The organism is Clostridium sp. MF28, from assembly GCF_002969175.1.
Classification (GTDB): Bacteria; Bacillota; Clostridia; order Clostridiales; family Clostridiaceae; genus Clostridium; species Clostridium beijerinckii.
In genome coordinates this window covers 5,689,332-5,713,161 of the sequence record NZ_CP014331.1, presented here as the reverse complement: position 1 = coordinate 5,713,161, position 23,830 = coordinate 5,689,332, and the positions used below count along the sequence as shown (strand labels likewise).

Genomic DNA, 23,830 nt, shown 5'->3' with positions numbered 1-23,830 from the left:
CTTTACAGTGACTTTATTATTACAATTTAGTCACTTATGAATTTTTAAGCCTTAAATTTTGTTTGATATAAATTTCTATCCTTTATACCGTTATCTTATAAAATTTTATAATAAAACATGTCCCCTCATTTTTCCTGCTGCTTACATTTATATCTCCATTTTGACTTGTAACAATGGTTTTAGCCATAGCAAGACCTATTCCCACGCTATCTTCACCTGCATTTTTGCCCTTATAAAATCGCTTGAAAATATATGGTAAATCTTCTTTTTCTATTCCGCTTCCGTTATCTAAAATCTTTATTTCTGTAAACAAAGGATTTTCATCAAAGAAGATAGATATTCTTCCATCTTCTCCAGTATGCTCTATGCAATTTTTTATTATGTTGATTAAAGCCTCTGTAGTCCAGTATAAATCTCCAATAAAGCTTACTTTACTACCGCCTTCTATCACTAGTGTTTGATTCTTAATTTCTATAGGAATCAGAAGAGGCTCAGTTGATTTTCTAATTAGTTCTGATACAGCTACTCTATCCTTTTTAAAGCTCACCGTTCCAGCATCTATTTTAGATAGCTTTAGTAAAGAAGTTAACAGCCACTGCATACGATCAAGCTGCATTTCAATATTATTAGTAAATTCAATTCTTTTTTCCGACTCTAGGTCATTATTGCTTAATAAGTCTGACATAACCCTCATAGATGTAAGCGGTGTCTTCAGCTGATGGGATATATCTGATATTGCATCAGCAAGCTGCATTTTCTCTTTTTTAAGAAGTTCCCCTTGCTTTGAAAGCATAAGAGTTACCTTATAAATCTCATTTTTAAGAATGCTTAGTTCTCCCTCTTCATTATCTCTAATATCCAGTGAATACTCTCCATTGCAAATACGCCTCAGATAACCAGAGAGTTTCTCAAGCTCTCCATATTCTCTTTTAATAAACCAAAAACTACTAACAAACAAGATAACAAAGGCTATAAAAGAAATTATTCCTGCTAGAACATTCAAGAAAAAAATGCATGCTGCTGCTATCGTAGATACTATAAAAGCAATAATAAAGTACACTCTAACCTCTCTATTTCTTATCATTTTAATCACCAACCTTATATCCCATACCCCTGACTGTCTTTATAATTGTAGGCTTTTGTGGATCATCTTCCAGCTTTTCTCTTATCCTTTTTATGTAAACCGTTAGCGTATTATCATTTACGAAATCTCCTGCTACATCCCATATTCCCTCTAAGATTTGATTCCTTGATAAAACCTGCCCCGGATTATTTGCAAAGATTAGCAATAGACGATACTCAAGCGCTGTTAAAGTAATTTCTTCATCATTTTTATATACCTTTGCATCAAGAGTATTAATACGAATATTATTTAATTCTAATATTGCTTTTGAACTGCTGTCCTTACCATATCTACGTATTACAGACCTTATGCGAGAAATAAGTTCTCTGATACGAAAAGGCTTTGTTATATAATCATCTGCACCAATATCAAGTCCCATTACTACATTAACTTCATCATCGCAAGCAGTTAGAAATATGACAGGTGTATCATCTTTTTCTCTAACTATCTTACATAGTTCATATCCACTTCCATCAGGCAGGGATAAGTCAAATAAGCATAGATTAAATTTATTATCTTCTATAACACCCTTAGCTGAGGAAATATCATAACAAACCATTGTATCAAACCCCTCCTGCTTCAAGGAATATTCTAGTCCAGATGCAATAATTTTATCGTCTTCAACTAGTAAAATCTTCAAGTTATATCACCTCTCTTATAGATTTAACATTATTATAACAGCCTATACGATTTTTAAGTGACTAAATTGTAATAAAACAAAAATTGCAGTTATTTTAGTCTCCTAAAAAGTAACTAAAACAACTGCAATCTAATAATGGAAATATCCTCCTTTCTATTTTCTTTAACAAGTTCAGTCATTCTTCCCTCACAAATACCCCCAGGGATACTTCTGAAGTCCGAAGGGCTGAAATTGCTTCTAATTCCAATATGTTTAATTTTCTCTATAACAATGCTTTCATTTTCTGTACTATACACAAGTTGACCATTTTTACATTTTGTAAATTCCTTCATAGCTTCTCTGCCGTCTTTTATTGCTTTTATAATTGCAACTTCATCAACATATTTAGTTTTCTCATATTCATGATATTCCACAATCTCAAATTTAACAAATTGATTTGGATACATTTCTCTAACTTCTTGCCATTTCATTTGAATCAACTCCTTTATGTCAAATACTTGAATCTTATTCTTAATTTGCATTTCTATTTTATACAATCCGTTCTTATCATCTTTTATTTTAATTATAACTTACCTATAACTTCTTAAAATAAATATTTCACTTTGGATCAATACTAATGGCATTTTAAAACAATATTTTTTGTAAATATTATTCCTACAAAAAGATCTACCCCCAACAAAAAATGCACACCCCTAACTCAAAAAGAATCAGGGGTGTGCATGTCCAACATAAAATTCTATAAATTTAATCTAAAAACTTAAAATTTTCTACCACAGTTTTTCCTATAAAACACTGAAATCCACTAAAATCAGTGGCTTTGCATTGTATCAAAATTCTAGTTCTTATTTGGTGGAGGCGAAGCGTGACCTTTAAAATCCACTAATAATTAGCACCATAAGGAACACTATCTTCATATAGTGTTCCAGGATCTATATCAGCCTCGTTCTCTCATTCCACTGTGTCAAAACTAACTCTCGCAGATTTGAATAAAGATAAATCTTTTAATTCTCTAAATATACCTCCTTCTAAATATGAGCTCATATCAAACAATCTTACCTCTCCATTTTCAAAAAAAATAAGTGCTGTTATTTTTAAAGAGATTAACTTCTCTTTAAGAATAACAACGCCAAATAATACTGCTTATGAATGGATTGATATAAAAACCCATGCTGACCTCAAAGTACATGTCCAGAGTTAACTGCCCATATATAAATACATATAACTATTTAACGAAGGCTAGAGAGACTTATTACTTTTCGGAAAGAATATCTTCTATCCAGCTGAAAATTCTCTCATTGCCAATAAGTTTTGCACCGCACTGACAGTGTGCTCCTGCACCTTCTTTGCCTGTAAAGAGCATATAATCCTTTCTGCAAGTGAGGGCATCATAAAGTGGCTTGGCCTGTGAATCAACAAGTCCGTCCTCATCGGTATCAACAACCAGTGTCGGGCATTTTATATTTTCTGCAATGCCTTTCATTAGATATTTTCCTGCAGCTATAACAAATTCTGCTGGCATGCTACATCCGAATACATACATGCCTTGAGATATCTTCCATCGAAATTCAGGACTTTTTTTCGTAATCTGATACAGCTTATTATTAAGAGTTTCAGGGTCTTTTTCAGCAATGGTGAGTATCTGTTCTCTTGTTAAACTAAGGCTCTTTATTCCGCCTCCAAGGAAATCGTAGATTCCACTATTTGCTATACATGCAGCAAGACGATGTTCAAAGGCTGCTGCTCTTGGTGCGAGGTATCCCCCAAAACTTTCACCCCATAGAACTATCTTTTCCGGGTCTATTGATTCATTCGCAAGGAGGTAATCTACAGCAGGGGTAACAATAGTTTCATAGTCAGCTCTGAAATATAAATGCTGCTTTTTAACAACTTCACCTTGTCCAGGACCTTCTATAGCAAGACAGCTCATTCCATGTTCAAGGGCTGTCATAGCTAGTCCATAAAATTCTTCCTTTGTACCGTCAAATCCTGTTAAAAGTATCAGAACTGGATTTGGCTCATTTGTATCATTTATCTGATAATAATGGGCAGGCAGAGTTGTACCTTCATAGGGTACCATAACAGACTTAATTACCGGATTATTAAGCTCCATAACCTTTGAAAAGCATTCTGTGCTTGCGTCAAATAGCTTTTCAATTTTTTCTAGATTTGGATTTTCATGAAGAAAAAATTCTGCAGTACGGTAATAGTTAGAAGCGCGCAGATATGCCTTTTTGGCACTTATTAAGTGACCTTCCACCAAGGCTTTGTTGCCTATACCATGTAATCTCTCGGCAGTTTTAGCCCATTCATCACACCAACTGTCATAATCACCTTCTGTTATCCTATTGCTTGTAGAGACAACTTCTCCTATATCAGCTGCACAATAGGCTGTTTCACCAAGTAATCTTAGTACCTGGAAATCAAATTGTTCATCTTTAAATAATATACTCATAGTGTATTAACCTCCCTAAAATTATTTGCTCAAAATAGCACAGTTAAAGTCATTAAACATTTTTTCGGCAACTGCTTCTGCTCTTTTTTCAAAGTCAGGTTTTATGCTCCATTCTGCAACGTAATTCCCAACGACAGTAGTTTTGAATTTATCTCCTTCATTTATATCAAAAGCACGTCTAAACATTGTTTGAAGAAGATCTGTGTTGTTGGCTTCTTCACCTCCGCTAGTAACTAGTAGTGCTGAAAGTTTGCCTTTTAACAGATCCTTATTCATTAGACTAAAGTGCCTGTCCGTAAGTGGTTTAAGTTGAGCGCTCATACCATAGCAGAAAAGCGGTGTTGCATATATTAAAGCATCTGCAGCGAGCATTTTCTTAAATACCATGTCCCAATCATCCTTTTGAGGACATCCATGTTCTGAACTTTTATGTGTGCAGGCGTAACATTCTTTGCAGCCGTTAATATTTATATCTATGGCATTAATTCTCTCAATTTCATGGCCAGCTTTTCTCATCTGGTCTTCGAATAGTGACAGTGTAAAATTAGTTTTTCCGTTTTTCTTTGGACTTCCCATAATAGTTATAAATTTCATTTCTATTCTCCTTAAAAATCTTTTTTAATTTTAGTCAACGCATTGTCTAAAATCAAGTATATACTTTTAAAATTTATTTGTCAACGCATTGTCTATATATGATATAATATTTTTATAAACTATATTAATCGGGAGGATTGAAATTGGATAACAAAGAATTGAACGAACTAAGGTATATAATGGATCAGACATATGCCAGTCTCATAGCGGTTTCAAACAAACTTCAGACTGCTGGGGACAGTTACAGCGGTGATCTAACAAGTAAGCAGCTGTTGACACTTTTAGCAATACTTCATATACCTGAAGGTGATGCTACAATCATAAATATAGCAGGTAAATTGGGTACCACTAAGCAGAATGCAACAAGGATTATAAAAAGCCTTGAAAAGAAAAACTATATATCAGTAGTGCCATCAGAAAAGGATAAAAGAGCTGTTAATGTAATGCTTACAGAAGCTGGCATCAATTCTGTTTCAAAAAATGCAAGGGACGTTAAGAAAAATTTTATGACTGATATATTTAATGATTTCAGTAAAGAAGAATTGGAAACACTATGGCAACTTTTGAAAAAACTATATAGTTATGATGGTGTTCCAATGGATGGATTTGAAGAAAGAGTACAAATTCCGAATATTTCTGCTGAAATGTTGGAATAATTGAGCAAAAAACAGTATCATTTAGGTAAATTATGGTAACATGTGAAAACAAAATTTTTACAAAGGTTCCTGACACCAACAAAGTGCGTCTATTTTGATTTCATATACTCTTTATGATAATAATTCTACATAACTGTAGCAATAGAATTTTATTAATAAAATATACAAGGCACTTTACGTAAATTGAACGTAGAGTGCCTTGTTTTGCTATATCGTTTTTTTAACTTCTGTCACTAAAGATAATTTGCCATGTTAATCTTTAATCCCTTTGATATTTTTCTATTTAAATTTTAACGAAGTATTCTAAATAATAAGATTGTTTTTCACTAACATTATTATCATGAGACCAAGCTCTAGCAGAAATCCCACTATATAAAAATCTGTTCTATATGTAAGCTACTCATAACAAAAAAACACGACCACTTGTAAGTAGCTATTTAAGCCACATACAAATGGTCGTGGATTTTATGGTGGAGGCGAGGGGTATCGAACCCCTGTTCGAAAGCAGGCAGAAACCTGTTATAATTCAGTATTATCAACGCTTTTCGCCGTTTTATATAAAAATTTCTTATCGGAGTGTCTGATTTTAATTTTTATCTTCATTATAACATAAGAGAGTTGAAAGTAACATAACAGAAAATATTTCCTTACATTATCAAATCCATATTGATAAATCAAATTTTTCTCCAATTCTTCTCTGAATGTTAGCATGTGCAATTGTTATTCCAACGCTAGTTAATGTCATGTTTTTCATAGAAGAGTTATCCCACACATCAAATAATGCGAACAGCCCTGGACGTAACTGTAACAGAAATTCTTTTACTTCAATTTCAGACATCCTTTCTGTTAAAAATAGCTTCTTTATTATTTCTCTCTCTTCATTCGATAGTAACTTTTGTTTTAAAATATTATCTAAAACATCATTATTAAGTGCAGAAATCTGTAACTTTTCTGGACTATGCAAACAAGGAATTAAAATATCTCGTGCATTTTCAGGTATAGATTTTATTTGTTCTTCTGAAAGTCCCTTACAAAAAAGTCTAGGATATGTATTTAAAAAGATATTTTCAATTTTTGTTTCTCCAATGGAAATATTCCCACAACTAGCAAACTCCAAGTGTTGATAAGTTGATCGCTTTTTATTTAGATTTTGAATAAAGGGTATAATAAACTTATCTATGTAAGAGCCAATACTTTTTAAACTCGTCATTCCATTATACCCTGTATATTTAAGAAGAAATACAATTGATAAAACATCCATTTGGTCAGGCATTAACTTTGGTGCTACTTCCAAAGACTCGTTAAGAACAACCTGAACCAAATTACGCTTATCCTCCTTTGTACGCTCAACTAATAATTGGACAAGCAACTCTCCAAGTTCATCATCTCCAGTACGAGCGAACTCTTTTTGAGCAGTAAAAATAGCATATTGCATATCAGGATTTTGGGTTTCTGATAATACACTAGGTTTCTCTGCCTCAATCTTACTCAAATAGTTATCCAAAAGCTTTTCAGCTCTTTCTTTTGCTTTATTAGCTGCCAATTCAGATATTCTATAAAAGTTTGCCTCAAAAACATCCATTGCTATTTGACGAGCTTCAGTTGCCGAAACTCCTATAATTACATTTTGTCCTTGAATATTATACGAATTATCGCCACTTTTTTGCTTCTGATTAATTCTGAACATACTCATTTTCATCTCCCTCGTCATTCTTATCATTGTCATTAAAACTATTAGACATACTTAATGAACCTGCAGATTGTATGTTGATACCGTTATCCCCAGACTTCTGCTTTTGAATAATACTAGCCTTTTGCTTTATAAAAAATCCAATTACTGTACTTAATATGAGTACACCTATTCCACTAAAAAACCATTCTTTATTATTCACTAACCATGATAACATTCTGATACTCCCCTTAACTTTCTAAAATATTATGTCTATTTCTAAAGTGCAAAAATTAATATCTCTATATAACAAATTATACCATGGATTGCAGGAATTAATATCCCATAAAATATTAAACCAATAGATAATTACCACATCAACGGTGGGACACCCCCAGAATTGGATATGACATAGCCATTGAATATATACATTTCATTTTAAACTTTTCCTATTAGTATCTAGATCTGGTTATTATAATTATCTGAAATTAGCGGATGAACGTAATTACAAAGAAAAAAGAGAGTTGGAGTTAAATGATATTGTGCTTAAAGCATTTAAGCATAGAGGATATAAAAAATGATCTCGCTCTATAAAAATGGTAATAGATCATGAATTTAATCTCATAATAAATCGAAAGTGTATACAAAGAATAATGAGAAAATACAATATTGTATGCCTATTAGAAAAGCTAATCCTTATCGTAGAATGATGAAAGCTACTCGTGAACATGTTGTTGTACCAAATATCTTAAACAGAAATTTCAAGCAAGGCTTGGTTGGAAAAGTTTTATTAATAGATATAACATATCTAACATACAGCTCAACTAACAGATCCTATTTATCAACTATTAATGATGCGTCCACAAATGAAATTCTTTCATATCATCTTTCAATCAATCTTATTTTAGATATAGCTATTGAAACAGTTAAAAAGTTAATGAAAAATCATAAAAAACTGTTAAATAAAGACACCTTTATTCATTCAGATCAAGGAGTTCATTATACTAGTCCAAGGTCTCAAAAATTTCTCAAAAAATATAAGATTAGCCAGTCTATGTCTAGGCAAGGAAATTGTTGGGATAACGCCCCGCAGTAGTCTTTTTTCGGTCATATGAAAGAAGATGACATATACTCAAAAAATTGTTTGACATTTGATGAATTAGAAGCATCTATTGACAATTATATGGATTATTATAATAATTACAGGTATCAATGGGAGCTCAAAAAGCTGGCTCCTGTACAATACAGAAACCAGCTTTTGCCGCCTAGCCTTTTTCAAAATGTCCTTGACATAGGGACTATTTTATTTTTACTTCTAACCTTTATGCATACTATTAAATAATTTCCCAAGTAACTGTTACTTTATCTCTTTCACCCTGCCCACAATACCGCTCTCAAGCATCACTTTTATGCCACGATGATGCTCTGATGAATTGGTAAGTATTTTCGCCACTATTCCTTCTGTCAATTTTCCTGTACGTTGATCCTGCTTTTGAACAACTAAAACCGTTGCTCCTATTTTAATATTACTTCTCTTTGTTCCGTTCATTTCAATTTCCTCTCATCTATGATTAATATTTATCCCATTGTACACTAAACTAATTATTATTTAAACCTTTCATATAAAACTGCTTACCTTAGCACATCTAAATTTTTTATATATTTTTTTCAATTACTCCATAAATAATTGAACCGCTTTTTTTACCGCCATAATATTTTTCTATTCCTAGCTTTTCAAAATCATTAGAGCCTTGTCTTTCTTTAATAACAACTCTTTTTGCACATACTCTAAGTGCTTCCATTAAAATATTTTTTGTTAATCCTTTGTGATCTGCAAAATCCCTAAAGGAATTTATTGATGTTGACTTTCTATTTGGTTCTTTAAACATAGGATCAAAATATACTACATCAAAACTATTATCTCTTTGCTTTAAAATATAATCTTCATATGATTCATTAACAACCTTTATATTATCTATATTTTTGCCATTAACACCATTATAGTTTTCTAATCCACATTTACTTAAATAAGCTATATACTTATTAATTTCCGTTCCTACTACATATCCCTTTTCTCCAACAACTGCCGAAAAGACAAGAGAATCACCTGCAAGACCTAATGTACAATCCAATATACTATTTCCTTCTTCTAATTTTGTTGCCTCTATTATAGCTTCCTTATTTCCTTGTCTTATTGATTTAACCTTAAGTTCTGACATATTAGGATGCCAAAACAGTGCACTATCTTCTCCCTTTATAACAATCTTGTCTCTTTCAACTACTAATAAATAGTCAAAACCATCTTTCAAAATTGTTTCTTTGATACTAAAATTACCTCTTTTTATATATGATATATTTAAATCTTTAGATACACCTTTTGCTTTATAATTTAGACTCTCATCTGCATCTCTTGTAGTAGTAACTGCAATCTTCATTTTTCCCTCTCTGTCTTTCTTCATATATATTGCAAAAATAATTATGAATTTATAATTACAAAATATATAGTTATTCTTTTGTTCTACCAAACATTATACTATATTTCAGTTGAAATATGAGTTTTCTTTATAAATACCGGAATACAATAGGACATTATGCACAAATAACTCATAGTATTCTATAAATTTACCGCACTAAATAATTAAAAATATTCTCTTTCTTAATTTTAACATAGAAGTTAAAAGCAAAAAAAGTGCTCCATCTAACCAAGACTAGCACCTTTTCTTAATTAACGTTATTAATTTCATCCAGCACTCTGTGAAAGTGAATATGCTGTAGCTTTATGATTCTTTACGTGATTGATTTTGCATATTCCTAATAATTTCATGGAAAAATAGTCCTCACCATCTTCCATTAATTTCAATTTTATTTTATGTATACTATAACTAAAATTGCACATAGTAATATTATAAGGAACATAACAGTTGAGCAAAGATTTATATATGCTCTTGAGTTAGGGTGTATACAGGTCGAACAAAGATTATATAATGGTCATAATATTATGGCTGTTATATTAGTCGGCGATAAGATTTTATATGATGGGGAAAAGTTTTATTATAGTTGATTTATATCTATTATAATGGTACTCCAACTTATTATATAAGGTCGAGTTAACATTATTCAATGTGTTAAATTGATTTTATATAGCCGTGAGGTTATATTGAGTTGAGTAAATATGTTGTTTGGTGGAGCAAAACATGATTATTAGGTTGTGATTTGTTGTATTATTAGTCGAAAGATTTTTATATGATAATAAACTATCTTTTATTGTGCTAGTTAAGATTGTTATGCTCTTTTAAAAAACAATATTCAGTTCGATAACCATACTGAATATTGTTTTTTTTACTTTCTTAATATTGTTATTTATATCAGATATCAAGTCATTCTTAAACTCACTACTATTACCCCAGAGGTCCTAATTTAAAATTCCAATTTTTTATCCTAAATTAAAAAAGCTTAACAAGTTATAGAAAATAATATTTATAGGAGTTGATACGTGTGTGGGGCTTACAAGTTATAACATATTACCAGACTGTATATTTAATATTTTTATATTCATTTCTCACCTTAAATTCCACAAGATACATTTCCTTGAGTAACGGTAATTTTCTTGACATCTGCTGTATAAAGAAATACCACAAAATTCATTTCTGAATAATGTGATATTTCTACTTCTTCTTTATTTTTTTACTTGTCTATACTAGCACTTTTTTATAACCGGTATCCATATTCCGCTTTTAAAAGTTAGTGAAGTTACATCTTTATTCTCATTCCATAAGATCTCTGGCCCTTGTTTTTGTTCGTAGTTTGAAGATGGAAACCATTCAGAATAGATGCGTCCCCAAATATTTTGCAATGTATCTGGAAATGGTCCTACAGCTTCAAATACTGCCCATGTTGAAGCAGGAACTTCAAGTTTTGATAAGTTATCTGGACACTCTTTGGTAGTCGCTGCACCTATATAATGGTCAAGCTCTCCTTTTTCTTCCATTCGTCCTTCTGAAAAATTTAAAGATGCACTTATTAGTCCCCTTGGTTCTGTATTAGATAATTCTTTCAATTCATTGATATTTTCAACAGTTAAGCTTTGCCACATCTTAGCAATTTCAGGATTTACTCCATTAAAAATTATAGGTACTCTTTTCTTAATACCAATTATATTAAATGCTTCTTTCTCTTCAATTCTATAGTTCATTTCATTTCCTCCTTCAATTGATAAACGAAAAGTCATTCTTGGATATGATTTTAATGATTTTCCATTATATCGAGCTTCCGATGGCGTTATCCCGTGCAAATTTTGAAACGCTCTTGTAAATGAATCTGCTGACTGGTATCCATACTTAACGGCCAAGTCAATTATTCTTATATTGCTATTATTAAGTTCAAAAGCTGCTAAGGTAAAACGTCTTCTACGAATGTACTCAGACAGTGAAACTCCCGCAAGAAAAGAAAACATTCTTTGAAAATGATATTCTGAACAAAATGCTAACCTTGCTACTTTTTTAAAATCAATTTCACCATCAAGATTTTCTTCAATATAATTTAATGCTTCATTCATTTTTTTATCGAATCCATTTGGTAACCTTCCTTTCATCAATAGAATATCAGAAATCATATTTATCCATCCGACTATTCCTGCACAATTATGTAGGGTTAATTTATCACAAAATTTTCTGGACCTCTGAGGTGTTGGCCATGAATTTATAACTGCCCCCTGCAGGTTCTCTATGAGGATTTATGTCTGAAATTGATTAAAAATGAACATTATATCTTTGTATAGATTCTAGATCTTTATAATTTTGACTTAATTCAGTGTTAATATATGTCTCTAGATTATATTTTTCTAGAATCTCATTCTTATTCATATTTTTTCAAACTCTGCTTTTGACATATAGTTCTACATTTAAAGTTTTTACTATTTCATTATCCTAATTTGCTCTTGTAAATAAAATTTTTCATTTTTATACACCTACGTTGGAGATATATGATTTTTTCCCCCATGTACTTAATGTAGATATGACTTTTTCTCACACTATATACTAATAGAATAATAAAACACTCCTATATAAATTTGACAAGAACAAAATCGCAGTCGACTTTGGAACTTGAAATTTTTTTACGCATCTGCCTTTTCGAATAAATGTGAGAAAAATTTGGCAGGCGAATATATTTTCCTTTTTATTCTCTTTACAAATCATAACTTTCTTAATCTGTCTTTTCCATAACTTATCCACATATTTAATTTGAATATAAATTCCTATACAATAAAAAAGAGTAGATTTCACACTACTCTATAGAACTATTTATTATTAAGCCTCTACTCTTATGCTTGTTATTGTAACACCATCACTTATAATTGTCTCTTTATATTGATCTTATGAAAACTTAAAAATACGGTTTACAATATTCGTAATCCTCTCTGCTTTCAATTTTTATACAAAGTGTAAGAAACTTTGAAGGAATATCATTATGAAACATGTTCCTGTTTTTAATACAGTTATAAAGAAAATGTCTCTGTATGCTTGCTTATGAGTTAACCCTGTAATTGCTAAAAGTGTAATAACAGCTCCATTGTGAGGTAATGTATCCATACCGCCTGAAGCCATTGAAGCTACACGGTGAAGTAATTCAGGACTTGTACCTGTGGCTGCTGCCCATGCCATATATTTTTCACCGAACATGTCAAGAACTATACTCATACCGCCTGATGCTGAACCAGTTGTCCCTGAAAGAACATTTACAGCAACTGCTTCAGAAAGAAGCGGGCTACCATTAGAATTAATTCCTATTAAAGCATTAGCTATAGATTTAAATGCTGGAAGTGATTTGATAACATTACCAAAACCAACTTCTGAAGATGTGTTAAGTATAGCTAAGAATGAACCAATCGCACCTAAGTTAATAGCTTTAGGTATAGTAACTTTCATAGTTTTTGGATTTGATAAACATGCAAGTATACTACCACAAGAAGCCCGATAATAAGTGCCCAGTTATTCATTGTTCCTGTAATTCCGCCTTCAGCCATGTTATATGGTGCTTGAGTTGCCCAAGATGCGATATTCCAATTTGGGAAAACTACTTTTTGAAGAACCAAAGTAACTATAAGCACAGATACCAACGGTAATAGTGACATACCAAAGCTTGGCAAAGCTTCATTTTCATCAAATTCAGGCTCGTTTTTATGCCCTGTACCATATCCTTCTCCCTTTGCCTGAGCTGTACGTTTACGCCACTCTATATAAGCCAAACCTCCACATAAAATTATAATTGTTGCTATGATACCTACAACTGGAGCCGCATAAAGGTCTGTGTTATAAAACTTCATTGGTATTGAGTTTTGGATTTGTGGTGTTCCTGGAAAAGCATCCATAGTAAATGTGAACGCTCCTAATGCAATAGTTACTGGGAGAAGTCTCTTTGGTATATCTGCTTCTTTGAAAACAGAAGCTGCAAATGGATATACAGCAAAAGCAACAACGAAAAGACTTATACCACCGTAAGTAAGAATTGCACAAGATAAAACAACTGCTAAAACTGCTCTCTCCTTACCTAATTTGTTTACTATTGCTTTAGCAATAGCTTTTGCTGCGCCAGATTCCTCCATTGCTTTACCGAATATAGCTCCCAATAAGAAGAATGGGAAATAAACTTTTAGATAGTTTGCTAAATTAGGTAAGAATATTTCTGTGTAACTTGGTAAAATAGACATTCCAGATAATAAAACAGCTACTAGTGCGCACACTGGAGCCATAACTACAACTGAGAAGCCCTTATACGCTAAAAAAATTAGTAGTCCTAATGCTAAGAAAATTCCTAAAACCGCCATATTATAATACCTCCATATATATATTTTCTTTATTTCTATATGTTCATATAGGGTTCCTCATGGATGATTAAATTTATATTGTGAATATATTCACTAACAAGAACTCAATGATATTCTTTTGTTTAATTCTCATTGCAGAACCCTATAACTAATTTTATCTATCAGTCCATAACATACTAACTTAATATTTAAATTTTTAATCCCATCGGTTCTGCTTTGAATATACTTTCATCCATAAGTTTTAAATCTGGTGATATTATTGGTTTAAATTCCATGTGAGCCAATACATCATTCTCCAAATCTACTCCTGGTGCTATCTCTATTAAAACTAAGCCATGTTTAGATAATCTAAATACTGCTCTTTCTGTAACATAAAGTACAGGCTGTCCAATATTTGATGCGTATTCACCACTGAAAGTAATTTGTTCAACTTTATTTACGAACTTATCAACCTTACCTTCACTTAGTATTGTTAACTTACCTTCATCTATTTTTAGTTTTAGTCCCCCTGTTGTAAATGTGCCGCAGTATATAACTTTTTTAGAATTTTGAGTTATGTTTATAAATCCACCACAACCTGCAATCTTAGGACCAAATTTACTAACATTTATGTTACCCACCTTATCACATTGTGCTAATCCCAAGAAAGCTACATCAAGGCCACCGCCATCATAAAAATCAAACTGAGTAGCCTGGTCCATTATACATAATGGATTAGTTGTAGCTCCAAAGTTTAAGCCACCTGCAGGTACTCCGCCTATTCCTCCTGGCTCTACAGTTAGAGTCATTTTATCTCCAATACCTTCTTCACTAGCAACTATAGCTATTCCTTCCGGCATACCAATTCCTAGATTTGTTGCGGCATCAGGTACAAGCTCCATAGCACATCTTCTTGCTATTACTTTTCTTTCATTAATCTCTAATGGTTCTATTGAATCTACTGGTACTCTAGCATCTCCGGAATATGCTGGGTTAAATGCTTCACCAAAAGTTTGCATGTTATTTTCAGGAGACCCAACAACTACTGCATCAACATATATTCCTGGAATTTTTACTTTTCTTGGATCAAGTGAGCCTTTAGCAACTATCTTTTCAACCTGAAGAATTACTATTCCACCGGAATTTTTAGCTGCTTGAGCCATTGCAGTTGCATCAAGTGTTAGTGCTTCCTTTTCCATTGTTGCATATCCATCCTCATCTGCGTATGTAGCTTTTAAAATGGTAACATTTATAGGAAAAGTTTTATAAAGCAAATATTCCTTATCATCTATGTTGATTAAACTTACGATGTTTTCTGTTGTAAGTTTATTAAGCCTTGCACCTTCTATTCTAGGATCTACAAAGGTTTTCAATCCAACATGAGTTAATGTCCCTGGTTTTCCAGCAGCAATATCTCTGTACATCTGTGATATTGTTCCCTGCGGTAAATTGTATGCTTCTACCTTATTTTCCATAGCCAGTTTTTGGAGCTTTGGTGTTAAATTCCAGTGTCCACCTATTATTCTTTTAAGCAGCCCTTCATAACCAAGATGATTTAACCCCTTATCCTTCCCGTCACCTTGACCTGCTGCATATATTAATGTCAAATCTCTAGGTAACTGTTTACTCAAGAATGATTTTTCGATTTCTGCTGTAATTTCTTCTGGATGAGCACAGCCAACAAATCCACCTACTGCAATAGTATCTCCATTTTTTATTAAAGCGACAGCTTGCTCTTTTGACATAACTTTAGATTTAGATTTCATTCATAATCCCTCCTTGTACCTTTTTATAGAGCAATTAGGATGCCAAGTTTCTTTCCTAAAGTCGAAAACCTTTTCCAAATCTACTAAACTCTTTAAATATTATTTTTTTTAAACTGTTTACTATTAATTCTATTTACCTTTTTAAATAAAATAAATCATAAAAATATGTGTTTTTTTTGTACACTTTTAAAGATTCTCCCCCATAAGATTAATATTATATAATCTTTGTTAATGTTTATTTCCTTTACATGTATTTTTTTTATACATATTTTTTTATGAATTAATAAAAGCTTATAAATAGGCTATTCTCAAAATTTATACCAATGTTTAAACTAATATTATGTACCCTATTTTATTGAATACTAATTGCATAAGTATTCAATAAAATAGGGTAAAAAACAATTAAGTAGGAACTTTTTAAAACTCCTACTTAATTATACTTTTAAATTAAATTCTTCTATTTTCTTATATAACCCCGCCCTACTTATTCCTAATATTTGAGCTGTTTTATTTTTATTCCAATTATTTCTATTTAAACATTCTAGAATAACTTCCTTTTCAACCTCTTCAACTATGGTTTTCAAGTATTCATTTTTATCACTATATCTTTTGTATTTAGCGCTTGTAAATCTTTTAGACAAATGTTCTGTTTTTATCATTATATTAGAATCCAACAAATTAATTGCTCTTTCAATAACATTTTCAAGTTCTCTAATGTTACCTGGCCAATCATAGTTGCCTAAACACTCTATAGCATCTTTAGATATCCCCTCTACATATACATCTAATCTTTTTGCTATTTTAATTCTCAATGCATTTGCCAATGCAGGAATATCTTCCTTCCGCTCTCTTAAAGGAGGTGAAACAATTTTCACAACATTTAGCCTGTAATACAGATCCTCTCTAAACTCCCCCTTTTTAACAAGCTCCTCAAGATTTTTATTTGTCGCAGTAATTATTCTAACATCAACGCTTTTTACTCCGCTGCCTCCGATACTCTCAATCTCCCTTTCCTGAATTACCCTCAAAATTTTAGCCTGCATGTTTATATTCATGTCACCTATCTCATCTAAAAATATTGACCCACCATTTGCTAGTTCAAACTTTCCTTTTTTCCCACCTTTTTTGGCTCCAGTAAAAGCTCCTTCTTCATAACCAAATAATTCTGATTCTAATAATTCTGCTGGAATAGAGGCACAGTTTATCTTTATAAATGGAGCTAAGTATCTTTTACTGCTATTATGAATAGAATGGGCAATCATTTCTTTGCCTGTACCACTTTCACCGTTTATTAAAACATTTGAATTTGTATTTGCAACTTTTCCTATTAAATCTTTTACTTTTCTTATTTTATTAGAATGTCCAATAATATTTTCTACAGAATACTTCGCCGTTTTATTTTCAGCAATTTTGCTTTTGTAAAATTCAACCTCTTTTTCTAAGTCGAGCAACTTTTTACTTAGAGCATGAAAATCGCTAATATCTTTAAATACTACTTTACCTACAGCACTTATAACCTTTCCATCTTTTTTTATAGGCACACGCATAGCAATCATCTTATTACCTTTTATTTCCTGAATACCACCTATATCTGCAATCCCTGTTTTTAAGACCTTCCCCATCTTTGTATTTTCTATTATATCCTCTACTTTTTTTCCTATAGGATTATCGCAACCTAAAAATTCTTTATAATCATCACTGATACTGGTAATTATACCTTTTTCATTTATTACCACAAACCATTCATTAAAAGCATCCATTACAGTAAGTAGCGCATCAATATAATCCTTATCTAGGTTTATCTTATTCTGCATTTTTTTTTGATCTGTAATATCAGTAAATATTTCTATTGAACCTTCTACTCTTTCATCTTTAATTATAGGAATTCTATTTGAAATAATTTCTTTTCCATTGATAAAAACCATCTGAGATAATTCAGCTTTTCCTGCTTTTGTGATTTTTGGTATTTGTATTTCAGGTAACACCTCACCTATATATTTACCAAGACTTCTCTCTGAACTAATTCCAAACATGTCTTCTGCCTTTTTATTTATAACTAATATAATTCCTTTTTTATCAATCACTATTAAAGCTTCATTTACATTTTGAATTATTAGTTCAAAACATTCTTCTAAAAACATAATTACCTCCCTATTTAATTATATTTTGTAATAATTCATTTCATTAACAGCAATTAAACAGTCATAAATCTCTCTTTATTGATTTATAATAATAATTTTTTATACGTTTTCAAAGAAATTTTCAACTAGTGTTTATTTGTGTTTTTAAAAGAAATGAAAATCCAAATATATCTTATATTTGAATATTATTATACTACACTTAAGAAAAATTATAAAGAATCGTCAAATTTTGATATATATACAATAACAAAAGTCTTTTAGCAAACTAATGCAAAAGACTTTTGTTATTATATTCTATTTATTCAGTTCTTTAATCATTTATGCTGTTTTTTTAGGTGGCATAACCATTGCTTCGCCGTCAATAACTACTTTTCCGTCCTGATTAGTACATACTGTCTTGAACTTTACTCTATTTCTATCTTCAATCACTTCTATAGCCTCTATTTCTGCTGTTATTGTATCTCCAAAGTGAACTGGTGCAGTAAATTTAAGGTTTTGTGATAAATAAATTGTACCTGGTCCTGGAAGCTGCATACCAAAACATGTCGAAATGAGACCTGATACTAATATACCATGTGCAATTCTCCCTTTAAATATTGTTTCTTTTGCTGTAACTTGATTTGTATGTGCTGGATTTAAATCTCCAGTAATTCCAGCAAATAAATATACATCTGATTCACCAATAGTCTTTACGACTGAAGTTTTGTCTCCTACTTTTATCTTATCAATACTTAATCCTTGCATTATTTTAACCTCCTATTATTTTAATCTATACATTCTAACTACGGATTAAATCATTTTAATTAATAAATTATATTATTCAGCGCTCTTTATTTCTTTAACTTGAGCTATTAATTCTGGTACTACTTTAGTAAGATCACCAACTATTGCATAGTCAGCAATTTTCATTATTGGAGCTGAATCATCTTTATTTACAGCAATGATTAAATCTGAATCTTGCATACCAGCAACGTGTTGGATAGCTCCAGAAATACCACAAGCTATATATATTTGAGGTCTAACAGTCTTACCAGTTTGACCTACTTGATATGCTCCATCAATCCATCCTTTTTCTACAGCTGCTCTTGATCCAGCCACAGTTCCTCCTAGAGCTTCTGCTAATTCTTTAAGTAATTGGAAGTTTTCTTTGTTTCCAACTCCTCTACCACCTGATACAATGAAATCTGCTTCAGCTATATCAACGATATCTTTCTTAGCTTTTATAGTTTCTAAAACTTTAGTTCTTACATCGCTATCTGCTAATTTAACATCAACTTTTTCAATTTTACATTTAGATGGATCAGTTGTAATCTTTGCAAATACTCCTGGTCTTACTGTTGCCATTTGTGGTCTATGTTCTGGACAAGCAATTGTAGCCATTAGGTTACCACCAAATGCTGGTCTTGTAGCTAAAAGATCGCCATTTGTAACATCAACATCAATTGATGTACAGTCTGCTGTTAATCCTGTTGATAATCTAGCAGCTATTCTTGGACCTAAATCTCTTCCGATGAAAGTAGCTCCTACGAATAATATTCCTGGTTTTCTTTCATTTGCTAAATCACAAATAACTTTTGTATAAGCATCAGTTGTATAGTGTTCTAAGTTTTTATCATCAGCAACTAAAACTTCATCTGCACCGTGCTCTGCTAAAGTTTTTGCTAATCCTTCTATGTTGCTACCTAATAATAAAGCTGTAAGATTTACTCCTAATTCATCAGCAATTCTTCTACCTTCACCAAGTAGTTCTAAAGATACTTTTTGTAATTCGCCTTCTCTTTGTTCAGCAAAGACCCAAACGCCTTTGTAATCTGCTATATTCATAATAAATTACCCTCCTATTATCTTAGATGTAGTGTTTTTCTTTTAATTTTCCTACAACATAGTATGCTGCATTTTTAGGTGCTTCTCTTACGATTTCTCCTGCACCTTTAACTTCCTTAGTCATTGACTTCTTAACCTTTGTAGGTGAGCCTTTAAGCCCTAATTCAGCTACATCTACATCTATATCAGCTGCGCTCATAACTTTGATTTCATCATCTGAAGTTTCGAATATATCTACAACATTCATATATCTAGTTTCATTTAATTCTTCGATTGCAGTTAATAGACATGGAGTTTTAACTTCTACTACTTGATGTCCATCTTCTAGTGCTCTATTTACTATTAATGTATTTCCTTCAACTTTAACGTCTTGAACGTAAGTTACTTGAGGAATGTTTAAATGTTCTGCTATTTCTGGTCCTACTTGTGCAGTATCTCCATCAATTGCTTGTCTTCCAGCAAATACTAAATCATAATCTAACTTAGCTATTACTCCTGCAAGTGCCTTTGAAGTTGCCAAAGTATCTGCTCCCCCAAGTGCTCTATCTGTTAATAGGACAGCTTCATCAGCTCCCATACATAATGCTTCTCTTAAAACCGCTTTAGCCATTGGAAGTCCCATACTTATTACAGTAACTTTTCCTCCAACTTTTTCTTTTAATTGTAATGCACCTTCTAAAGCGTGTTTATCCTCTGGATTCATTATTGATGGAACACCATCTCTTATTAATGTACCAGTTTTAGGATCAATTTTTACTGCTGTAGTATCTGGAACTTGTTTTACACAAACTACTATATTCATTCTAAAAGTCCTCCTATCTTAAAATGCTTCCTGCGATAACCATCTTTTGAACTTCTGAAGTTCCTTCGTAGATTTCGCATATTTTAGCATCTCTCATCATTCTTTCTACTGGGTATTCTTTAGTGTAACCATATCCACCAAAGATTTGAACTGCTTTAGTTGTAACTTCCATTGCAACATCTGCAGCAAATAATTTAGCTCTTGCAGCATCTACTGAATAAGGCTCACCAGCTTGCTTCTTTGTTGCAGCTAGGTATACTAAGTATTTAGCAGCTTGGATTTTAACATCCATTTCAGCTATATACCATTGTAATCCTTGGAATGCTGATAATGGTTTATTAAACTGTTTTCTTTCTTTCATATAGTTAACAGCTTCTTCAAAAGCTCCTTCTGCAATACCTAAAGCTTGAGCAGCTATACCAATTCTTCCTCCATCAAGAGTTTTCATTGCTATACCAAATCCCTTACCTTCTTTGCTAAGTAGGTTTTCTTTTGGTACTATGCAGTTTTCCATAACTAACTCAGTAGTTGAAGATGCTCTGATCCCCATCTTGTTTTCTAATTTTCCTATTGAGAATCCTGGGAATGACTTTTCTACTATGAATGCAGAAATTCCTTTTGTTCCTTGACTCTTATCTGTCATAGCAAATATTATGAAAGTTTCAGCAACTCCACCATTTGTTATGAAGATTTTTGAACCATTTAATACATAATGGTTTCCTTCTAATACAGCAGTTGTTTGTTGTCCTGCAGCATCTGTACCAGCGCCTGGTTCTGTTAATCCGAAAGCACCGATTTTCTTACCACTACAAAGATCTGGCAAATATTTTGCTCTTTGTTCGTTAGTTCCATTTTCATTAATTACTGATGCACATAATGATGTATGCGCTGAAAGAATAACTCCTGTAGTACCACAAACTTTTGATAATTCTTCCACAGCTATTATATATGAAAGAACATCTCCGCCTGCTCCACCAAATTCTTTTGAAAATGGGATACCCATCATTTTAATCTTAGCCATTTTTTCAACGTTTTCCATAGGGAATCTTTCTGTTTCGTCGATTTCAGCAGCTATTGGCTTAACTTCATTTACTGCGAATTCTCTAACCATTTGTTGTACTAATTGTTGTTCTCTAGTTAACTTAAAATTCATTAAATTACCCTCCTTGTTAATTAAACCTATTTGATATAAACTATATAAAAATCTCTAATAGATTTTTAACTAAATTATTTATTTTGAAAATTCTTTTCTGCTCTTCTTTCTAAGAACGCAGTCATCCCTTCTGTTTGATCTTCTGTTGCAAAGCACTTTCCAAAGTCTTCTGCTTCTATTAATATAGCTGCATCTATATCAACTTGCATTCCTCTGTCTATAGCATCTTTACAATATGCAACTGCTTTTGGAGCATTAGCTGAAATTCTACTCGCCATTGCTTTTGCTTCATCCATTAAACTTTCTAATTCAACTACTTTATTAACTAAGCCTATTCTATAAGCTTCTTCTGCATTTATAAGATCACAAGTATATATTAATTCTTTAGCCTTTCCTGGTCCTACAATTCTAGCTAATCTTTGAGTTCCACCAAATCCTGGAGTAATTCCAAGACCCGCTTCTGGTTGCCCAAATTTAGCTTTTACTGAAGCTATTCTTATGTCACAAGACATAGCAAGTTCGCATCCACCACCAAGAGCAAATCCTGATATAGCTGCAATAACTGGCTTATCCAATTTTTCTAATCTTCTGAACACATTGTTTCCTAAAATTCCAAATTCTTTACCTTGTTCTTCATTAAGATCTTTCATTTCTGAAATATCCGCCCCAGCAACAAAAGATTTTTCACCAGCACCAGTAACGATAACTGTATACATATTGCTGTCTTTTTCTAAATCTTCTAAAACAGCGTCTAAATCCTTTAATGTTTCTGAATTTAATGCATTTAGTGCTTTGGGTCTATTGATTGTAACAATAGCTAGATGTCCTTCTTTTTCAAGAATCACATTTTTTAGTTCCATTTTAATGACCTCCTTCAAATTTGGTTATTTATTTTTTAAATTTAATTTTTAAGTATCTACCACCTTATCTATTAATGAAAACATATTTCACTATGCATATGGGAATACGAAATTGTTTACAAAAGTTTTAAAAAAAGATATCCTATCCTTAAATAGCAAATAGCATTGCACTAAAGATTGTGGAAAAATTAAGTTATATATTAGTTCACTTACTACTCCCGTTAATTTTATTATTAGCAATAAGCATGCCAATCATATTTTTTCCATGAAACCTTATATATTGTGGTTTTCGTAATCAATTCCTAAATATATCAATTAGATTTATGTCTATATTTTGTACACCTTTAATTATATTTCTTAGAATGACTTCTTCTAGATTGAGTTTCCTAATTTTTGAAGAGTTAATTTCCTACTTTCTTAACGAGATTTAGTATACAACTCGTTGCTCTTTATTTTTAATTCTTGCTCATATATCTTAATATCACAATTTGAATCCGAATATTCATTTAAAAACCTCATAATTCTACTGTTTTCATCTAACTTTAACAGCATACATATTGTATAAAAATATGCTATTGAAATAAATGCGCCGATCAATCTATTATTTCTAAATATAAAGAGAATGAGAATGATTGGTACTACATAAAGAAAATTGCTTAATCTTAGTGCATACTTAAGTATTTTTGCTAAAAATATTTTATTCTTTAATTTTTTAATTTGCTGCTTATACTGTTTATTTTCTTCAAAGTGTCTCAATAAGTGTTCCGTTTTATCCATAAATTCCCTCCTTGATAAATTTATTTATTTTCAAGTGTTACTTTTATTATTAGCAATAAGCATGCCAATCACTTCTTTTTTATGAAACCTTATATATTGCTGTTGTCGCAATTAAGTCCCTTAATATATCAATTGGATTTATGTCTATTTTTTTTACATGTCTTAACAATATACATATGTAAAAATGGAGATATCTTATCAAAAGATAAATTGGCTGAGGAGTTTAAGCCTTTAGTCATTAATATTTCTAATAGAATCTCTAATAAACAATCATATATCTTTTAAGAATAAACATAAAAATACTTCTAAATAAACTGCCAAAGGAGGATTCATAATTTATGGCTGGAAAAAGAGCCGCAAAGGTTCCTAAAAATGATTTTGAATATGATGAAGGTGAAGTGTGTGGTTTTTCTAGTGAAGCTCCTTTAACTGGTGACGATTCTCATAAAATAGCTAAAAAAAGGCAATAAACACTTGATGATGTTTATTGCCTTTAATTTTAAAAATATTATTTGTTATTTACTTGAAGTAATCCTAATATTTATACATTAAACTGTAACACTTCCACTTC

At 31.6% G+C, this 23,830-nt stretch carries 20 protein-coding genes and 3 pseudogenes; 4 read left to right on the top strand and 19 right to left on the bottom strand.

What is annotated here, in order from left to right:
• Positions 1-82: 82 nt before the first annotated feature.
• The 3 genes and pseudogenes from AXY43_RS25275 to AXY43_RS25265 all read right to left on the bottom strand — a co-directional run.
• Positions 83-1,084 (bottom strand): sensor histidine kinase, encoded by a 1,002-nt coding sequence (locus AXY43_RS25275; RefSeq protein WP_105412348.1) that lies wholly within the window; start codon positions 1,082-1,084, stop codon positions 83-85.
• A gap of 1 nt (position 1,085) precedes the next feature.
• A complete protein-coding gene (locus AXY43_RS25270) occupies positions 1,086-1,763 on the bottom strand; it encodes a response regulator transcription factor (protein WP_105412347.1) in 678 nt (225 codons plus the stop codon).
• A 236-nt stretch (positions 1,764-1,999) separates the two neighbouring features.
• Positions 2,000-2,233 (bottom strand): annotated as a pseudogene (locus AXY43_RS25265) (hypothetical protein); the annotation flags it as partial.
• Between the two features lie 488 nt (positions 2,234-2,721).
• On the opposite strand from AXY43_RS25265, the gene AXY43_RS28675 reads away from it, so the two are divergent.
• Positions 2,722-2,961 (top strand): hypothetical protein, encoded by a 240-nt coding sequence (locus tag AXY43_RS28675; protein ID WP_338418617.1) that lies wholly within the window; start codon positions 2,722-2,724, stop codon positions 2,959-2,961.
• Between the two features lie 51 nt (positions 2,962-3,012).
• On the opposite strand, the gene AXY43_RS25255 is transcribed toward AXY43_RS28675, so the two are convergent.
• Both AXY43_RS25255 and AXY43_RS25250 read right to left on the bottom strand, forming a co-directional pair.
• Positions 3,013-4,215: an alpha/beta hydrolase family protein gene (locus AXY43_RS25255; protein WP_087702690.1), complete on the bottom strand. Its 1,203-nt coding sequence runs from the start codon at positions 4,213-4,215 to the stop codon at positions 3,013-3,015.
• A gap of 21 nt (positions 4,216-4,236) precedes the next feature.
• Positions 4,237-4,809: a flavodoxin family protein gene (locus tag AXY43_RS25250; protein ID WP_017212772.1), complete on the bottom strand. Its 573-nt coding sequence runs from the start codon at positions 4,807-4,809 to the stop codon at positions 4,237-4,239.
• Between the two features lie 143 nt (positions 4,810-4,952).
• Here AXY43_RS25250 and AXY43_RS25245 point away from each other — a divergent pair, with 143 nt between their 5' ends.
• Positions 4,953-5,465, top strand: coding sequence for a MarR family winged helix-turn-helix transcriptional regulator (locus tag AXY43_RS25245; RefSeq protein WP_017212771.1), 513 nt, complete (start codon positions 4,953-4,955; stop codon positions 5,463-5,465).
• A gap of 655 nt (positions 5,466-6,120) precedes the next feature.
• Here the strand turns inward: AXY43_RS25245 and AXY43_RS25240 are convergent.
• Together AXY43_RS25240 and AXY43_RS25235 are read right to left on the bottom strand one after the other, a co-directional pair.
• Complete coding sequence (locus AXY43_RS25240) at positions 6,121-7,158, bottom strand: LPO_1073/Vpar_1526 family protein (RefSeq protein WP_017212770.1); 1,038 nt, start codon at positions 7,156-7,158, stop codon at positions 6,121-6,123.
• Positions 7,139-7,372: a hypothetical protein gene (locus AXY43_RS25235; protein ID WP_017212769.1), complete on the bottom strand. Its 234-nt coding sequence runs from the start codon at positions 7,370-7,372 to the stop codon at positions 7,139-7,141. The genes AXY43_RS25240 and AXY43_RS25235 overlap by 20 nt, the downstream gene beginning before the upstream one ends.
• A gap of 217 nt (positions 7,373-7,589) precedes the next feature.
• Between AXY43_RS25235 and AXY43_RS28780 the strand changes: the two are divergent.
• Positions 7,590-8,395, top strand: a pseudogene (locus AXY43_RS28780) (IS3 family transposase); the annotation flags it as partial.
• 96 nt (positions 8,396-8,491) lie between these two features.
• Here the strand turns inward: AXY43_RS28780 and AXY43_RS25220 are convergent.
• The 12 genes and pseudogenes from AXY43_RS25220 to AXY43_RS25165 form a co-directional block, all read right to left on the bottom strand.
• Positions 8,492-8,683: a YwbE family protein gene (locus AXY43_RS25220; protein ID WP_012058272.1), complete on the bottom strand. Its 192-nt coding sequence runs from the start codon at positions 8,681-8,683 to the stop codon at positions 8,492-8,494.
• 106 nt (positions 8,684-8,789) lie between these two features.
• On the bottom strand, positions 8,790-9,569 hold the full coding sequence (locus tag AXY43_RS25215) for a class I SAM-dependent methyltransferase (protein WP_077856925.1): 780 nt from the start codon (positions 9,567-9,569) through the stop codon (positions 8,790-8,792).
• 1,262 nt (positions 9,570-10,831) lie between these two features.
• Complete coding sequence (locus AXY43_RS25210) at positions 10,832-11,725, bottom strand: AraC family transcriptional regulator (protein ID WP_105412532.1); 894 nt, start codon at positions 11,723-11,725, stop codon at positions 10,832-10,834.
• Between the two features lie 838 nt (positions 11,726-12,563).
• Positions 12,564-13,957 (bottom strand): annotated as a pseudogene (locus AXY43_RS25205) (GntP family permease).
• Positions 13,958-14,145: 188 nt separating this feature from the next.
• The gene (locus AXY43_RS25200) at positions 14,146-15,702 is read right to left on the bottom strand and encodes an acyl CoA:acetate/3-ketoacid CoA transferase (RefSeq protein WP_039772531.1); all 1,557 of its coding nucleotides are present in this window, start codon (positions 15,700-15,702) and stop codon (positions 14,146-14,148) included.
• Positions 15,703-16,136: 434 nt separating this feature from the next.
• Positions 16,137-17,843: a sigma-54-dependent Fis family transcriptional regulator gene (locus AXY43_RS25195; RefSeq protein WP_023975724.1), complete on the bottom strand. Its 1,707-nt coding sequence runs from the start codon at positions 17,841-17,843 to the stop codon at positions 16,137-16,139.
• A gap of 318 nt (positions 17,844-18,161) precedes the next feature.
• Positions 18,162-18,587, bottom strand: a complete 426-nt coding sequence (locus AXY43_RS25190) for a MaoC family dehydratase (RefSeq protein ID WP_017212763.1) — start codon at positions 18,585-18,587, stop codon at positions 18,162-18,164.
• A gap of 72 nt (positions 18,588-18,659) precedes the next feature.
• Positions 18,660-19,667 (bottom strand): electron transfer flavoprotein subunit alpha/FixB family protein, encoded by a 1,008-nt coding sequence (locus tag AXY43_RS25185; RefSeq protein ID WP_039773941.1) that lies wholly within the window; start codon positions 19,665-19,667, stop codon positions 18,660-18,662.
• A gap of 22 nt (positions 19,668-19,689) precedes the next feature.
• Positions 19,690-20,469, bottom strand: coding sequence for an electron transfer flavoprotein subunit beta/FixA family protein (locus tag AXY43_RS25180; RefSeq protein WP_011967673.1), 780 nt, complete (start codon positions 20,467-20,469; stop codon positions 19,690-19,692).
• Between the two features lie 13 nt (positions 20,470-20,482).
• Positions 20,483-21,622: an acyl-CoA dehydrogenase gene (locus AXY43_RS25175; protein ID WP_105412346.1), complete on the bottom strand. Its 1,140-nt coding sequence runs from the start codon at positions 21,620-21,622 to the stop codon at positions 20,483-20,485.
• Positions 21,623-21,696: 74 nt separating this feature from the next.
• Positions 21,697-22,482, bottom strand: coding sequence for a short-chain-enoyl-CoA hydratase (locus AXY43_RS25170; RefSeq protein ID WP_105412345.1), 786 nt, complete (start codon positions 22,480-22,482; stop codon positions 21,697-21,699).
• 417 nt (positions 22,483-22,899) lie between these two features.
• Positions 22,900-23,259 carry a hypothetical protein gene (locus AXY43_RS25165; RefSeq protein ID WP_105412344.1) on the bottom strand — a complete coding sequence of 120 codons (360 nt, stop codon included), beginning with the start codon at positions 23,257-23,259 and terminating at the stop codon, positions 22,900-22,902.
• 338 nt (positions 23,260-23,597) lie between these two features.
• On the opposite strand from AXY43_RS25165, the gene AXY43_RS28570 reads away from it, so the two are divergent.
• Positions 23,598-23,729, top strand: coding sequence for a hypothetical protein (locus AXY43_RS28570; protein ID WP_257721991.1), 132 nt, complete (start codon positions 23,598-23,600; stop codon positions 23,727-23,729).
• Positions 23,730-23,830: the final 101 nt, after the last annotated feature.